15 protein-coding genes are annotated in these 14,840 nt (G+C 63.2%); 7 read left to right on the forward strand and 8 right to left on the reverse strand.

Annotated features, from left to right (window positions below; genetic code table 11):
* Positions 1 to 3 precede the first annotated feature (3 nt).
* Entirely contained in the window at positions 4 to 618 is a 615-nt protein-coding gene (locus HNW77_RS03275) for a sorbitol dehydrogenase family protein (protein ID WP_172155373.1), read from the reverse strand.
* 568 nt (positions 619 to 1,186) lie between these two features.
* On the reverse strand, positions 1,187 to 1,546 hold the full coding sequence (locus HNW77_RS03280; RefSeq protein ID WP_172155374.1) for an STN domain-containing protein: 360 nt from the start codon (positions 1,544 to 1,546) through the stop codon (positions 1,187 to 1,189).
* A gap of 202 nt (positions 1,547 to 1,748) precedes the next feature.
* Between HNW77_RS03280 and HNW77_RS03285 the strand changes: the two genes are divergently transcribed.
* Positions 1,749 to 2,852, forward strand: a complete 1,104-nt coding sequence (locus HNW77_RS03285; protein WP_172155375.1) for a glycerophosphodiester phosphodiesterase family protein — start codon at positions 1,749 to 1,751, stop codon at positions 2,850 to 2,852.
* 80 nt (positions 2,853 to 2,932) lie between these two features.
* Here HNW77_RS03285 and HNW77_RS03290 read toward each other — a convergent pair whose 3' ends face one another.
* From HNW77_RS03290 to HNW77_RS03310, 5 genes are all read right to left on the reverse strand, one after another.
* Positions 2,933 to 3,304, reverse strand: a complete 372-nt coding sequence (locus HNW77_RS03290; protein WP_172155376.1) for a hypothetical protein — start codon at positions 3,302 to 3,304, stop codon at positions 2,933 to 2,935.
* Positions 3,305 to 3,328: 24 nt separating this feature from the next.
* Positions 3,329 to 3,598 (reverse strand): metal-sensitive transcriptional regulator, encoded by a 270-nt coding sequence (locus HNW77_RS03295; RefSeq protein WP_408886759.1) that lies wholly within the window; start codon positions 3,596 to 3,598, stop codon positions 3,329 to 3,331.
* A gap of 167 nt (positions 3,599 to 3,765) precedes the next feature.
* Positions 3,766 to 6,153 (reverse strand): heavy metal translocating P-type ATPase, encoded by a 2,388-nt coding sequence (locus HNW77_RS03300; RefSeq protein WP_187353156.1) that lies wholly within the window; start codon positions 6,151 to 6,153, stop codon positions 3,766 to 3,768.
* Between the two features lie 56 nt (positions 6,154 to 6,209).
* Positions 6,210 to 7,832, reverse strand: a complete 1,623-nt coding sequence (locus HNW77_RS03305; protein ID WP_172155380.1) for an ABC-F family ATP-binding cassette domain-containing protein — start codon at positions 7,830 to 7,832, stop codon at positions 6,210 to 6,212.
* A 74-nt stretch (positions 7,833 to 7,906) separates the two neighbouring features.
* Entirely contained in the window at positions 7,907 to 8,599 is a 693-nt protein-coding gene (locus tag HNW77_RS03310; protein WP_172155382.1) for a glutathione S-transferase, read from the reverse strand.
* On the opposite strand from HNW77_RS03310, the gene HNW77_RS03315 reads away from it, so the two are divergent.
* The gene (locus tag HNW77_RS03315; RefSeq protein WP_172155384.1) at positions 8,582 to 8,833 is read left to right on the forward strand and encodes a hypothetical protein; all 252 of its coding nucleotides are present in this window, start codon (positions 8,582 to 8,584) and stop codon (positions 8,831 to 8,833) included. The two genes, HNW77_RS03310 and HNW77_RS03315, sit on opposite strands and share 18 nt — an antisense overlap.
* A gap of 9 nt (positions 8,834 to 8,842) precedes the next feature.
* On the opposite strand, the gene hmpA is transcribed toward HNW77_RS03315, so the two are convergent.
* On the reverse strand, positions 8,843 to 10,045 hold the full coding sequence (gene hmpA, locus HNW77_RS03320; protein ID WP_172155386.1) for an NO-inducible flavohemoprotein: 1,203 nt from the start codon (positions 10,043 to 10,045) through the stop codon (positions 8,843 to 8,845).
* Positions 10,046 to 10,245: 200 nt separating this feature from the next.
* On the opposite strand from hmpA, the gene HNW77_RS03325 reads away from it, so the two are divergent.
* The 5 genes from HNW77_RS03325 (at position 10,246) to HNW77_RS03345 (ending at position 14,840) form a co-directional block, all read left to right on the forward strand.
* Entirely contained in the window at positions 10,246 to 10,587 is a 342-nt protein-coding gene (locus tag HNW77_RS03325) for a cupredoxin domain-containing protein (RefSeq protein ID WP_172155388.1), read from the forward strand.
* 2 nt (positions 10,588 to 10,589) lie between these two features.
* Positions 10,590 to 11,408: an FTR1 family iron permease gene (locus tag HNW77_RS03330; RefSeq protein ID WP_172155390.1), complete on the forward strand. Its 819-nt coding sequence runs from the start codon at positions 10,590 to 10,592 to the stop codon at positions 11,406 to 11,408.
* 163 nt (positions 11,409 to 11,571) lie between these two features.
* The gene (locus HNW77_RS03335) at positions 11,572 to 11,961 is read left to right on the forward strand and encodes a hypothetical protein (protein ID WP_172155392.1); all 390 of its coding nucleotides are present in this window, start codon (positions 11,572 to 11,574) and stop codon (positions 11,959 to 11,961) included.
* Positions 11,962 to 12,042: 81 nt separating this feature from the next.
* A complete protein-coding gene (locus tag HNW77_RS03340) occupies positions 12,043 to 13,998 on the forward strand; it encodes a copper resistance system multicopper oxidase (RefSeq protein WP_172155394.1) in 1,956 nt (651 codons plus the stop codon).
* Positions 13,995 to 14,840 (forward strand): copper resistance protein B, encoded by an 846-nt coding sequence (locus HNW77_RS03345; RefSeq protein ID WP_172155396.1) that lies wholly within the window; start codon positions 13,995 to 13,997, stop codon positions 14,838 to 14,840. Before HNW77_RS03340 ends, HNW77_RS03345 begins: the two co-directional genes overlap by 4 nt.

The following is a 14,840-nucleotide window of genomic DNA, read 5'->3' on the forward strand; positions in this document are numbered from 1 at the left end:
ATATCAGGTAGGTTCGATCACGAGTTTCGACGGCGAAAGGGCGGGTTCGCCAGTCGGCACCGCCACTTCCGGCGGGGTCTGGGTCCAGTAGAACGGGCCACCCGTTGCATAGGTCTTGGGGTAGATCGCATCCTTGGTGATGTCGAACATCAGCGCGGAGCGATAGACCACGACCTTGTGGTCGGCCAGGCCGCGATACCAGCCGGTCAGGATATCCTGGATGACAGCCTTGAACACGGGGTCCTGATGCTCGGCGGCGGCGGCGAGCGCATGGGCCGATGTAAAGTTGCCGCCGGTCATGAAGTCATGCAGTTTCTGGATCTGGTCACGCCGCTCGGGCACGGCATGGATGATGCCGGCACACAGCGCAGTGCCAATGCGCGGGTCGAGGGTGTCACGGTCCGTCAGGCGCTGCGACAGGGCCATGAACAGCGGCACGACCGTGTCCTGCTCCGCCGTGGCGGCAAGGCCCTGCCTGCTGCCCGTTACGACAACGGCAGCCCCGAACGCACCGAGCAGCGCATCACGGCGCGACATGCGCAGCGCCCGGTTCAGCCTGATGGCGTTGGGGGTGGAACGATGAATACTGGTAGGAAAACAGGGCCGTTCTGCAGCCATCTAGGGTCGCCTCTCATGCACGTTGGTCCAGCAGGAATGCCGGAAGACAGGCATGACCGTGCGGGATGCAATAGTGTTATATCGATACCGCCACTTACTGCAGTCCTGCAACCTTTTATACCCCTATCTCCGCGTATAGCAGCTTCACATCCCATGAGTAAAAGTGGCGGCTCCACGGGCAAGACATGATTTGTAAAAATATAGTGACATGACCAGAGTGCTCGTCACCACAACCACGTGGGCCTGCCCGGCCGACAGGACCATGAAAAGAGGCCGTTATGATGACATGACGCGTGCTGATTTATAAAAAGTGTTTAATATGTATTTGAAAAGTATCATTACTATTTCAGCTTTCCATGAACATGGCGCCTGCATGCCGGTTCATTTCAGTTCCAGAGCGGGTTATGACCAGGCCCGGTGGGGAAAACCTCCTGAAAACACTGCCGCAGGCACATGGTCCGTCAGTTGAAAACGACATGGAAATAAACGGCGCGACCGTAATTATCCATTTCATCAACATATTGCAGATGATCGCCGGTAACGTAGCGTGGCTGCCAGTTGGCCAGGTTCATGACTTCGTATTTGAGCGTAATGCCCGGATAGACCTGATGCCATAGGCATCGAGGTATTTGTACAGGCCCTTGTGGTCAAAGGCACTCATGGGAATGAGGGCGAGCACGCGCCGGACCGCCTGTGCCGCCGTCATGTTGCCATTGACGGCCTCCACCTGGATATGTGCCACCTGCCGCGGCGTGAAAACGATGTTCTGGCCCGTCTGGCGCCCTAACGCCTCAAGCACCCGCGCCATGGGCTGGGCGGCAATATGGATGCTCCGGGCCTCGGCGCGCGCCCATGGCATGACCAGACTGGCCGTGCCAGCCGTAACAAGTAAAAAAGCACGGAAATCACACCGGAAGCGGACTGTCATGTATCATGGTTCCTGTTAACGGGCGCCAGGGGCGGTCATGACAGGGTGACAATCGAAAAAAGCGGTTTCTCGCTTTGTGGTATAACTTTCATTAAACTGTCATATGGAATTCCCGGTTCACCACCGTTCAGGTCTGTACGGCCCCATTGCCCCCTGCGTATTCCGGCTTAAAATTGACGCGCGCTTTAATAAGGACACAGGCATGCTGACCCGTAGACAGGCCATGACAGGCACATTGACAAGCATGGCCGCGCTGACAGCCCGGCACGCTTTTGCCAACCCATCTCTGGCGCCGGTGCCCGCTGTCATGGCGCATCGGGGGGCATCGGCCCTGCGGCCCGAGCACACGCTCGCGGCCTATGCCCGCGCCATTGCCGATGGCGCGGATTATATCGAGCCCGACCTCGTGCCCACGCGTGATGGCGTGCTCATAGCCCGCCATGAAAGCAATATTGCTGACACGTCCGACGTGGCCGCCCACCCGGAATTTGCCAGCCGCCGCCGCACCATGACCATCGATGGCAAGGCGGAAGACGGCTGGTTTACGACCGACTTTACCTTAGCCGAACTCAAGACCCTGCGCGCGCGTGAACGCCTGCCCACGCTCCGCGCCCACAACACCCGCTATGACGGGCATTTCGATATTCCGACATTTGAGGAAGTGATCGACTTTGTCGCAGCCGAGGCCGCAACCCGCGGGCGCATGATCGGGCTGATACCGGAAATAAAGAATTCAACGCATTTCCATCACCTCGGCCACACGCCGGAGGAGACGTTCCTGCGCGTCATCGCAGCCCACGACTACACCCGCTACTGCCCGCTCGAGGTCCAGTCCTTCGAGACGGCGAACCTGCGCCTGCTCCATGGCAAGGTGCAGGCCATCAACCCGCAGGCGCGGCTGATGTTCCTCATGGGCGGACGCACGCAAACGGTGCCCGACACGCTGGGCACGGCAAGCCCCGCCACGTTTGGCGATTTCATGACCCCCGATGGCCTGCGTGGCGTGCGGGCCTATGCGGATGTGATCGGTCCCTCGAATGATGACATCATTCCGCGTGATGCCGCAGGCGCGTGGCTTGCCCCCACCAGCCTGATCGATGATGCCCACGCCGCAGGGCTGCTGGTGCATTCCTACACCTTCCGCCCCGAGAACCATTTCCTGCCCGCCCAGCTACGCAATGGCAATGGCGACAGCGCGCGCAACGTACCCGGCGCGATTGCCGAAATCCGGCGCCATCTCGATCTGGGGCTTGATGGCTTCTTTACCGATGACCCGGCCATAGGCCGCATGGCGCTGGGCCTGTAACGCCGCCATGCGCGCAAACGCAGGGATGTGGAACATGATGGCAATAGGCACCCCTGAAGCATCAGGGGGGCCACGATACATTACCAGTTCTTTGATATTTTATTGATGACGTATTTATAGACTTTATTTGTTGCCAGTTCCCTGCTTTCTACAAAATCCCAATCGTAATAATCATCTCTCCTTCTTGATGATTCATCCTCGATGTTCCGGGCATCTTCCCATTCACTTCCGCATTCATCGCAGCGGAAAAAAAGGGCATGTGTCGCGTTGTCCCGTGCAACGAGCACCCATCCCTGGCTACAAATGGGGCATACCTCGCGCACTTTTGCATAATCAGGCGGTATGGTCATTTTCATTACTCCGTAGCAAAGAGACGTCGTCACCCAGTTCCGTTCCTGATGACCATGGAACGAACATGGCCAGATGCCGCCTTTTTCCAGCCAAGGCAGCATCTTCCATTCACATCAGGATCACGCCTAGCGGATCAGCTTGCGGATGATGCCGAGCAGTTCCTCCATCGTTTCCTCGCCCCCATCTTCCTGCACTGCCTTGCGCACACAGCCCTTGGCGTGAGAGGACAGGATCTGGATCGCAACCCCATCCAGCGCTGACTTGACCGCCGAGATCTGGGTCAGGATATCCACGCAGTAGCGGTCATTCTCGATCATGTTCAGTACGCCGCCCACCTGCCCCTCAATGCGGCGCACGCGGTTGGTCAGGGCTTTCTTGTGCGGCTGTTCCACGATCCTGTCATCCGGCGGGGCGCACTGCGTGCAGGAGGCAGGGTCTGTGCCCTGCTGTTTATGTCTGGTTACCACGCGTCGTCGTCCATCCCTTGAATCATGCTGGCTCATGCAACTGGAAACAGCATAGGCGAGCACACGCACGCGGAACAGACCGTAACAGGATTGCACTATCGGGCGCGCGGCTTCCAGCGGTTGAGCAGCAGCGCGTTGCTGACCACAGAGACCGAACTCATGGCCATGGCGGCCGCCGCCACGATGGGGTTGAGCAGGCCGAAGGCAGCAAGCGGCAGGCCCAGAATGTTATAGATGAACGCAAAAAACAGGTTCTGCCGGATCTTGGCCAATGTGGCGCGCGAGAGCGAGATGGCATCATTCACGCTGGCCAGTTCGTTTTTCATCAGCACGATATCCGCCGTCTCGCGCGCGATGGCTGTACCCGCCCCGATGGCAAACCCCACATCGGCCGCCGCCAGCGCCGGGGCATCATTGATGCCATCGCCCACCATGCCCACCACATGGCCCTGCGCGCGGTACTGTTCGATGATCCGCGCCTTGTCGCCGGGCAGCACGCCCGCGTGGCAGTCATCCACCCCCACGGCCGCCGCGATGGGGGCGGCTGCCTGCGGGCTGTCACCCGTAAGCATGACCACCCGGATGCCCGCCGCCCGGAATGCTGACACACTCGCCACCGCATCGGGCCGCAATGTATCGGACAGGGTGATATAGCCCAGCAGATGCCCCGCCCGCGCCACGCCGATCACGGTGCGCCCCGCGCCCGCCACACCGTCCGCCCCATCAGGGTCCAGCGCAATGCCGCGCGCACCCAGGAAGCGTGGCGCGCCGAGGCAGGCGGCCACGCCATCCACCATGCCCGCAACCCCCATGCCCGGCATGGCCTGAAAATCGGCCAGCATGCCGGGCCGCACGCCAAGCCTTGCGGCATGCGCCATGATGGCACGGGCCAGCGGGTGCTCGGAATCCTGCTCCAGCGTGCAGGCCACCTCCAGCAGCAGGCCCGGGTCCACGCCGGGCGCGGGCTGCATGTCCTGCACCATGGGCGTGCCCTCGGTCAGGGTGCCGGTCTTGTCGAGCATGATCGTATCGAGCTTCTGGGCCTGTTCCAGCGCATCGGCATTGCGGAACAGGATGCCCGCGCGCGCGCCAAGCCCGGTGCCCACCATGATGGCCGTGGGCGTGGCCAGCCCCAGCGAACACGGACACGCAATGACCAGCACCGACACGGCGGCAATGAGGCTGGGCGCAACCTGCCCGCTCACCGCCCACCACACGCCAAAGGTCAGCACCGCCAGCACCAGCACCACCGGCACGAACACGCCCGCCACCCGGTCGGCCAGGCGCTGCACGTGGGCCTTGCTGCCCTGCGCCTGCTCCACCATTGTCACGATATGGGCCAGCGCGGTATCCGCCCCCACGCCGGTGGCCTGCACCCGCAGGCTGCCGGTGGTGTTGAGCGTGCCCGCAAACACCATGTCATGCACCTGCTTGGCCACGGGCAGGCTCTCGCCGGTCAGCATGGCTTCATTCACATCCGATGCGCCCTCAAGCACCGTGCCATCCACCGGCAGGCTCTCGCCAGGGCGCACGACAAACACGTCACCCACGCGCACCTGTTCCACCGGGCAGTCATGCACCACGCCATCGCGTTCCACATGGGCCAGCGCGGGCTGGAGTTTCAGCAGGCTTTCCAGCCCCGCCGCCGTCCTGTCGCGCGCGCGGCTTTCCATGAGGCGGCCCAGTGAGATGAGCGTGATGATGGCAACGCTGCTCTCGAAATACAGCGGTTGCGGCAGGCGCAGGAGCAGCACGGCCAGGCTGAAGAAATAGGCGATGCCCGTGCCCAGCACCACCAGCACATCCATGTTGGCAGCGCCGCCCCGCACGGCCCGCCACGCGCGCGGATAAAGCTGGCGCGCGCAGTAGAACTGCACCACCGTGGCGAGTGCAGCCTGCACCCATCCGGGCAGCATGAAGCCCATGCCCGCCAGCATGGCCAGCATCTGCACCGCAAACGGCAGCGCCAGCACAAGGGTGAGCGCAAACTGGCGGTACTCCTTGCGCCACGCCTGCATGCGCAGGGCGTGCGGGTCGGGGCGAGGGGCCGCATCATCCACCATGGTCGCGCCAAAACCGGCTTTTTGGATGCGGGCGACAAAGCTTTCCGGCCCGCTCACGCCGGGCATGTACGTGACATGCGCGCGCCCGGTGGCAAAATTCACACTGGCCTGTGTCAGCGGCAGACGATTGAGGATTTTCTCGACCCGTGCCGCGCAGGCGGCACAACTCATGCCGGTAACCGACAGGTCCACGCTGCTTTCGGCAACCGTAAAACCCGCCTTGCCAATGGCCGCGACCATGGCGGGCAGCGCGGTTGCGGGGTCATCGACATCGGCCTGCACCCGGCCGGTGGCGAAATTGACCGTGGCCTGCACACCCGCCTGCCGGTTGAGCACCTTTTCAAGCCGCGTGGCGCAGGCGGCACAACTCATGCCGCCAACGGGGAAACTGACAGTCTGGACCACGGTGGCGCTCCTCATGCTCACCGTCCTGACTTTATACCCCCCAATGGTATTTTCAAGGGTCGATGGCCGGATCAGGCATGCAGGCCGGGGGCTTCCTGCCCGGTGCGGGCAACATATTCGGTATAGCCGCCATCATACTGGTGGATGCCACCCGGTGTGACTTCCAGCACCCGGTTGGACAGGGCGGCAAGGAAGTGCCGGTCATGCGAGACGAACAGCATCGTGCCTTCATACTGCGCGAGCGACGCGATGAGCATTTCCTTGGTCGCGATGTCGAGGTGGTTGGTCGGCTCGTCCAGCACCAGGAAGTTTGGCGGGTCATACAGCATCAGCGCCATGACCAGCCGCGCCTTTTCGCCGCCGGACAGCACGCGGCAGCTTTTCTCCACCTCATCGCCCGAGAAGCCGAAGCTGCCCGCAAGCGCGCGCAGCGACCCCTGGCTTGCCAGCGGAAAGGCATCATCCAGCGTTTCGAACACCGTGCGGCTGCCATCAAGCAGGTCCATGGCGTGCTGGGCGAAATAGCCCAGCTTCACGCTGCCACCCAGCGTAACCGTGCCCGCATCGGGCTGGGTAGCGCCGGTGACGAGCTTGAGCAGCGTGGACTTGCCAGCACCATTCACACCCAGCACGCAGCACCGCTCGCGCCTGCGGATCAGCAGGTCGAGGTCATGGTAGATCACGCGGCTGCCATAGCTTTTGTCCACGCCCCGCAGCTTGACCACGTCCTCGCCCGAGCGCGGCGGGGGCGGAAACTCGAAGCTCAGCGCCTGCCTGCGCTTGGGGGGCTCGACGCGGTCGATCTTTTCGAGCTTCTTGACCCGGCTCTGCACCTGGGCTGCGTGCGAGGCACGCGCCTTGAAACGTTCGATAAAGCTGATTTCCTTGGCCAGTGCCGCCTGCTGGCGCTCGAACTGGGCCTGCTGCTGCTTCTCGTTCTGGGCGCGCTGCTGTTCATAGAACTCGTAATCACCCGAAAAGCTGGTCAGGTTGCCGCCATCAATCTCGATCACCTTGTTGATGACCCGGTTCATGAACGCCCGGTCATGCGATGTCATGAGCAGCGCGCCATCGTAACCGGCCAGGAACTGTTCCAGCCAGATCAGGCTTTCAAGGTCAAGATGGTTGCTTGGCTCATCGAGCAGCATCACATCAGGGCGCATGAGCAGGATGCGGCCAAGGGCCACGCGCATCTTCCACCCGCCTGAAAGGCGGCTGACATCGCCATCCATCATCTCCTGGCTGAAGCCCAGCCCATGCAGCACCTCACGCGCCCTGCTGTCGAGCGCGTAGCCGCCGAGTTCCTCAAAGCGGGCCTGCACTTCGCCAAAGCGTTCGAGAATGGCGTCAAGCTGGTCGGCCTGTTCGGGGTCGGCCAGGGCCGTTTCGAGCGTGGCGAGTTCGGAGGCGACCTCCGATACCGCACCCGCACCCTCCATCACCTCGGCCACGGCGCTGCGGCCCGCCATCTCGCCCACATCCTGGCTGAAAAAGCCGATGGTGATGCCGCGATCGGTCAGGATCTGGCCTTCATCGGGCTCCTCCTGCCCGGTGATCATGCGGAACAGCGTGGTCTTGCCCGCCCCGTTTGGCCCCACGAGGCCGATCTTCTCGCCCTTCTGCAACGCAGCCGAAGCTTCGATGAAGACCAGACGCTGGCCATTATGCTTGCTAATACTGTCGAGACGAATCATGGAACCTCGGGCGCGCGGAAGGACTGCGCGCACTTAATACGAACCGAGGTGGGGCGTAAACCGCGGCCATGCCCTCAGGCAGGGCCGTCCCCTGCCGAGGCAAAGGCATAGGCACTGCCCTTAACCAGCGCACGCTGATAGGCGGGCCGTGCATGGATGCGCCGCAAAAAGGCCCCCACATGCGGCCTGCCGCCCAGCGCCCCGGCGCGCATGGCGGCGGCCTCCAGCGGAAAGCTCATCTGGATATCGGCTGCGGTGAAGTCCTTGCCGGCAAACCATTCGCTCCGGCTCAGCGCCTGCTCCCAGAAATCCATGTGCAGCTTGAGTTGCGGATTGATGAGGCGTGACTGCACCCCGCCTGCGATCAGGCTGGCAATAGGGCGGATGACAAAGGGCACGCGCGTGGGCAGCAGGCCGAACACCAGCTTGAGCAGCAGCGGCGGCATGGCCGAGCCCTCGGCATAATGCAGCCAGTACAGGAACTGCACATGCGCGGGCGTGCCGCGTTCGGGCTGCAGGCGCCCGTTACCGTAGCGCTCGACAAGATATTCGATAATGGCCCCGCTTTCCGCAAGCGTCACGTCGCCCTCGGTATCGGTAATGATCGGGGCCTTGCCCAGCGGGTGAATGTTGCGCAGGCTCTTTGGGGCCAGCATGGTTCTGGGGTCGCGTTTGTAAAAGTGGATCTCGTAGGGCAGTTCGAGTTCCTCAAGCAGCCATAAAATGCGCTGCGAACGCGAATTGTCGAGATGATATACGGTAATCATGGCAGCGGACCTTCCGGGCCGGGAGACAGGAACCCGCCCGGCAGCACGCGCGATGCGGATACTGGCGATAAGGGAATGGCCACCTGTTTGGTTCCGCCTGATCTGCCCGCAGCGTGCCCGATGATTACCGAAAAAGAGCAAAAGGTTTCGGGTGCCGCCTTTTTTCAAAAAGGCGGCGTTCTCTCGAAGCTTTTTGAAAAAAGCTTCACCAAAAACTTCTTTGTTTTTCAGTAACTGCCTAACTCACAGCGCCGGATCATCGGCAGGCCCAAAGAATTCGTAGTGGATCTGCGCAGGCGGCACGCCCGCTTCCTTCAGCGCGCCCACCATGTCGCGCATGAAGCCGTCAGGGCCGCAGATGTACCACGTCGCCTTCGGGTCCACCCTGCCCTGTAGCCATGCGGGCGTGATGCGCCCTTCATGGCAGGTTACCCCCGGCACGGGTGAAGCAGCCTGCGGGACCTGCCGGGTGTAGAACAGATCCGCCTGCACCTGCCCGCTCGCAGCCAACGCGCGAATGGTCTGGCCAAAGGCTTCCGTGCGCGGGGTGCGGGTGGTGTGGATGTAATGAACGGGGGGATGCGCGTCACGACCCGTCAGTTCCGCCAGCATGGACATGAACGGCGTCAACCCCACCCCCGCGCTCAGGAACACGATCGGCCCGGTGGCAGGCGCGAGCGTGAACGCACCGGCGGGGGCGGAAACCTGCAGCACCTTGCCTTCACGCACGCTGTCATGCAGCCAGTCCGACACCACGCCACCATCGATGCGGCGCACGCTGATGCGGTAGCCCTGCGCGGAGGGCGCTGACGAGATGCTGTAATTGCGCCGTTCACTGCCATGCCCCGGCACATCGAGCCGGAAGCTGAGATACTGCCCCGGCACATGCCGCATCACCGGCCCGCCATCTTCAGGCACCAGTTCAAAGGAGGTCACGCTCTCGCTCTCGGCCTTGCGGGCCTGCACGCAAAAGGGCCGCCACCCCACCCAGCCGCCGGGAGCTGCCTCATGGGCTTCATAGATCTGTTTTTCCCGCCCGATCAGGATATCGGCCAGGAACCAGTAGGCCTTGCCCCATGCATCGAGAATTTCAGGTGTTGCCGCATCGCCCAGCACCTGCGCAATCGCGCCAAGCAGGGCCTCGGCCACATACGGGTAGTGTTCGGGCCTGATGTTCAGGCCCACATGTTTTTCAGCAATGCGTTCGACAGCCCCGGCCATGGCGCCAAGGGTGTCGATGTTGCGGGCATAGGCCAGCACGGCCAGCGCCAGCGCCCTGGGCTGCGCGCCATCTTCCTGATGCGAGAGGTTGAACAGGTCGCGGATGGCAGGATTGGCCAGCAGGCGGCGATACATTTCAGTCGTGATCGCCAGGCCATGCGCTTCAAGCGCGGGCACGCAGGCCTTGATGATGCTGCGGGTTGTGTCATCGAGCGGCGGCGCCATTCTGGCCTCCATTAAGGTGTATATAAATGAAACCTTTTATGGCGCCGCCAAAAGATGTCAACAGGACATACCTTTTTCCGGCCTCCATCCACGCATGCCAGCCCCGCATCGACACGACAGGACACCGCGGGTGGCAAGAGTGAAATTGACAGTGATAATAAGTCGCAATATCTTGCCGCCATTCCACGCGGAGTCTGTTCATGCGTTATGCGACCATCCTGTCCTGCCTCGGGCTTGCGGCCCTCCTGTCCGCCCCACCGGCATGGGCGCAGGACCCCGTGCACCTGGTGGTGAAAGACCATCATTTCAGCCCGGACCATTTTACGGTGCCTGCTGGCACGCGCTTCCTCATCATGCTGGACAACCAGGATGACACGACGGACGAGTTCGAAAGCTATGACCTGAAATTCGAGAAGATCGTGGTGCCGGGCAGCACCATTACGGTCCATGCCGGGCCGCTGCATCCGGGCACCTACAAGTTCTTCGATGATTACCATCCCGACCAGGCAACGGGCACCGTTACCGTAACGCAGGAGCCCTGAACATGCTTGGAAGTCTGCTGATCGTTTTTCGTGAGGTCATGGAAGCGGGCCTGATCATCGGCATCGTGCTCGCGGCAACGCAGGGCATAGCGGGAAGGGGGCGCTGGGTGGCAGGCGGCATAGCCGCCGGCGTGGCGGGGGCTGCGGTGGTGGCGGCGTTTGCGGGCAGCCTCTCGGCGGCGCTGTCGGGCAACGGGCAGGATGTATTCTCGGCCACCATCCTGTGCATCGCGGTGGTCATGCTGGGCTGGCACAATATCTGGATGACCCGGCACGGGCGCGAGATGGCAGGCGACATGAAGGCGCTGGGCGCGCAAGTGGCCACCGGCCAGCGCTCGCTTGCGGCCATGGCCGTGGTGGTGGCCGTAGCGGTACTGCGCGAGGGGGTAGAGGTGGTGCTGTTCCTGTATGGCATTGCCGTCTCGACCCATTCCGGCCCGGTGCCGATGCTGGTGGGGGGCCTGCTGGGCATTGTGGCGGGCGGCGGCATGTCGTGGCTGCTGTATCGCGGGCTGATCGTCATCCCGCTGCACCGCCTGTTTGCCGTGACCGGCCTGCTCATCGCCCTGCTGGCCGCAGGCATGGCCAGCCAGGCCGCAGCCCTGCTGGCGGGCGATGATATCGTGCCCGCTCTGGGCTACGAGGTGTGGGATACATCGTGGCTGCTGTCTGACGGCAGCATGGTGGGGCGCGCCGCCAAGGCACTGGTGGGGTATTCCGACCGGCCCATGGGCATCCAGCTCGTGGCATGGGGAGTAACGCTGGCGGTGATGCTGATCGCGACCCGACTGGTGCGCAGGCAGGCTGTGATAAAATCATAAAAGTTTCCGGGTGCCGTCTTTGATCCAAAAAGGCGGCGTTCTTTGAAGCTTCTTGAAATCTGACAAAGCCACGGGCGGGCGGGCATAAAAAGCTTCCCTTCATGCCCCCCATGGGTATTATGGGCAGCAGTTTGCAACGCCTCACGGCGGATGGGAGTGCGCAATGTTCACGGCACGGGGCCGGACATGGATTGGCCTGCTGGTCTGGCTGCTGATGCAGGCGGGGCTGTTTCCCGGCGCCGTTTCCGCCCCCGTCGCCCACGCCCATCCGCTGGCCACGGCCTGCGCCATGGCGCCTGATTGCATGACCCCCGCGCACATGATGCACATGGCCCACATGCATCATGCCCGCCACGATCCCGCCCCCGCCAGCCAGGACCCGTGCTGCCATGTGCATGCGGGCCTGTCGGACATGCCTGCGCCACCCGTGGCCGAGCGCCTGACCGGCCTGTCTGCCGAGGGAACACGGGCTTTCATCGCCACCCGGCAGGCTCCGGCTGTGGGTGGCGACTGGCTACCGCCCCTGCGACCGCCCAAAATCCGCAACATCTGAACACGTCACCGCGTTTCGGCGCCTGTCCTGTCTGGTACGGGGCGGGCTCTGACTGACCTGTTTCCTTGTCGGATTTTTCCTATGTTGATTCCGTCTCGCAACCGGGGCGGCCTGAGCCGTCGCCGTTTTGTAACGGGGCTGAGCGCAGGGGGGCTTGTGGCCGCCCTGCCCCGCCCGCTTCTGGCCCGCACGCCAACTGCTGGCCAAATTCCCCCCGTGGCCCGCCCACGCTGGGACCTGCGCGTGGGCCGCACCCGTATTGAAATCGACCGCAAGGTGCTGCATGCGCCCTGCATTGGCGGGGACGTGCCCGGCCCCATCCTGCGCTGGCGGCAGGGGGATACGGTAAGCATCAACGTCACCAACACGCTGGCGGATGAAGAGACCTCCATCCACTGGCATGGCCTGCGCCTGCCCGCCGCCATGGATGGCGTGCCGGGGCTGAGCTTTGCGGGCATTGCGCCTGGCAAGACGTTTACCTACCGCTTTCCCATAACCCAGAGCGGCACGTACTGGTACCACAGCCATTCCGGCATGCAGGAGGCGCAGGGGCTGTATGGCGCGATCGTCATTGATCCGCCCGCGCCCGACCCGCAGCCCTGCGCGCGTGACTACGTTATCCTGCTGTCGGAATGGAGCGATGTCTCGCCCATGGACATGCTGGACAACCTCAAGATGCAGGATGACTACTATGTCTTCCGCCAGCGCACGCTGGCCTCCCTCCCGCGCGAGGCCAGAGCCGCAGGCGGCACGCTGGCCGCGCTGAAGGACCGGCTGGCCTGGTCGCGCATGCGCATGGCCGCAACCGACATCGCTGACGTAACGGGCGTGATCTATACCTACCTGCTCAACGGCCATGCGCCCGACATGAACTGGAATGCCATCTTCACCCCCGGCGAGCGGGTGCGGCTGCGCTTCATCAATGGCGCCTCGATGACCTTTTTCGACATCCGCATACCAGGGCTGGAAATGCTGGTGGTCGCCGCCGACGGCAATGCGGTCGAACCCGTGCCGGTGGATGAATTCCGCATAGGCGTGGCCGAGACCTATGACGTGATCGTGCAGCCCACGCAGGCGCGTGCCTACACCATCTTTGCCCAGAGCGAAGACCGCACCGGCTACGCCCGGGGCACGCTGGCCCCGCAACCGGGCATGAGCGGCCCCATCCCCCCCATGGACCCACGCCCGGTGCGCACCATGGTCGATATGGGCATGGGCGACATGAAACCCGGCGAAAGCATGCACGGCATGGCCATGCCGGGGCACAGGCATGGCAGCGCAATGGCCGGCATGGATATGGCCGATCATAAAACGCAGCCCCCCATGAGCGGCATGCCCATGCCGCGCCACGAAGAGGGCGCGATGGATGACATGGACATGAAGGACATGCAGCCCGCACCAACGGCGCTGGGTGGACACGGGCACGGGCACAGCCTGCCCATGCCTGCCGCCCACCTGCACAAACCCGGGACAATGGACCATGACGCACCCGCCGCCGACATGGCGCCCGTGCTGGAAGTGGACGATCCCGGCCCCCCGCCCCTGAACGTGGAAAACCAGAACATCGCCCGCATGCCGACCGACCGCCTGGCCAGTCCCGGCGACGGGCTGGAGCATAATGGCCGCCGCGTGCTCAGCTACAGCCAGTTGCGCGCCACCCGGCCAGGCACCGACCCGAGGCCGCCCACGCGCGAAATCATCATGCACCTCACGGGCAACATGGAGCGCTATATCTGGGGCTTCAACGGGCGCAAATTTTCCGAATCAGGGCCGATCCGGCTCAGGCGCAACGAACGCGTGCGCTTTACCCTCATCAACGACACGATGATGGAGCACCCCATTCACCTGCATGGATTATGGAGCGAACTTGAAAACGGACAGGGCGCCTACCGCCCCTACAAGCACACCCTCATCTCGCAGCCCGGCTCGAAGCTGAGCTATCTTGTCACGGCAGATGCGCCGGGACTGTGGGCCTATCACTGCCACCTCATGCTGCATATGGAAACGGGCATGTTCCGCACGGTGATCGTGGAATGAGGCGCGCACTCCTTGCCGCAGCCCTGCTGCTACCTGTCACAGCCCTGCCCGCGCTGGCCCGGAGCCAAACCCATGGCCAGACTATAACCACGGCCCGGAAAACCGCGACCGCAACCCTGCGCAAGCCCCCGCCAGGGCCCGCCTATCACGCTGCCGATGCCCCCACCAACGCCCCCGTGGCCTATGTGGGCGGGATGAAGCCGGTCATGGACCAGGGCCGCTACCTTCATGGCATTCTCGATCAGCTTGAGGGGCGTTACGCACCCGGTGGCACCGATTTCCGCTGGGATGGCGAAGCTTGGTACGGTGGCGACTACAACCGGCTGTGGCTCAAGTCGGAGGGCACGCTCGAGCATGGCCGCCTGCATGATGGCGACCACGAACTGCTGTACAGCCGCGCGGTCTCGCCCTACTGGAACGTGCAGGCGGGTGTCCGCGCCGATATTGATGATGGCCCCACCCGCACATGGGGCGCGCTGGGCGTACAGGGGCTGGCGCTGTACCAGTTCGAGTTCCAGGCCACCGCCTATGTCAGCGACCGGGGGCGCTTTGCCTCCCGTATCGAGGGATCATACGATTTCCTGCTCACCAACCGGCTCATCTTGCAGCCACAGGCGGAGTTCAATCTCTATACCAAATCCGACCCGGCGCGGCAGGTGGGGGCCGGGCTTTCCGATGTGGATGCGGGGCTGCGCCTGCGCTACGAGGTCTGGCGCAAATTCGCACCCTATGTGGCCGTATCCTATGCGGGGTATCTGACACAGGCCCGCCGCATCGTGCATGACCAGCATGGCGAGAGCGGGGCGCTGCGCCTTACCTTTGGCGTGCGGAGCTGGTTCTGA

Source organism: Komagataeibacter melomenusus (assembly GCF_013155395.1).
GTDB classification, from domain to species: Bacteria; Pseudomonadota; Alphaproteobacteria; order Acetobacterales; family Acetobacteraceae; genus Komagataeibacter; species Komagataeibacter melomenusus.

Bases quoted from the DNA above. Each gene is read 5' to 3' on its own strand.
- HNW77_RS03285 (WP_172155375.1), top strand. From the start codon at position 1,749: ATGCTGACCCGTAGACAGGCCATGACAGGCACATTGACAAGCATGGCC.
- HNW77_RS03340 (WP_172155394.1), top strand. From the start codon at position 12,043: ATGTTGATTCCGTCTCGCAACCGGGGCGGCCTGAGCCGTCGCCGTTTT.
- hmpA (WP_172155386.1), bottom strand. From the start codon at position 10,045: ATGGCGCCGCCGCTCGATGACACAACCCGCAGCATCATCAAGGCCTGC.
- HNW77_RS03330 (WP_172155390.1), top strand. From the start codon at position 10,590: ATGCTTGGAAGTCTGCTGATCGTTTTTCGTGAGGTCATGGAAGCGGGC.
- HNW77_RS03305 (WP_172155380.1), bottom strand. From the start codon at position 7,832: ATGATTCGTCTCGACAGTATTAGCAAGCATAATGGCCAGCGTCTGGTC.
- HNW77_RS03275 (WP_172155373.1), bottom strand. From the start codon at position 618: ATGGCTGCAGAACGGCCCTGTTTTCCTACCAGTATTCATCGTTCCACC.
- HNW77_RS03300 (WP_187353156.1), bottom strand. From the start codon at position 6,153: ATGAGGAGCGCCACCGTGGTCCAGACTGTCAGTTTCCCCGTTGGCGGC.
- HNW77_RS03335 (WP_172155392.1), top strand. From the start codon at position 11,572: ATGTTCACGGCACGGGGCCGGACATGGATTGGCCTGCTGGTCTGGCTG.
- HNW77_RS03290 (WP_172155376.1), bottom strand. From the start codon at position 3,304: ATGCTGCCTTGGCTGGAAAAAGGCGGCATCTGGCCATGTTCGTTCCAT.
- HNW77_RS03310 (WP_172155382.1), bottom strand. From the start codon at position 8,599: ATGATTACCGTATATCATCTCGACAATTCGCGTTCGCAGCGCATTTTA.
- HNW77_RS03315 (WP_172155384.1), top strand. From the start codon at position 8,582: ATGATATACGGTAATCATGGCAGCGGACCTTCCGGGCCGGGAGACAGG.
- HNW77_RS03325 (WP_172155388.1), top strand. From the start codon at position 10,246: ATGCGTTATGCGACCATCCTGTCCTGCCTCGGGCTTGCGGCCCTCCTG.
- HNW77_RS03345 (WP_172155396.1), top strand. From the start codon at position 13,995: ATGAGGCGCGCACTCCTTGCCGCAGCCCTGCTGCTACCTGTCACAGCC.
- HNW77_RS03280 (WP_172155374.1), bottom strand. From the start codon at position 1,546: ATGACAGTCCGCTTCCGGTGTGATTTCCGTGCTTTTTTACTTGTTACG.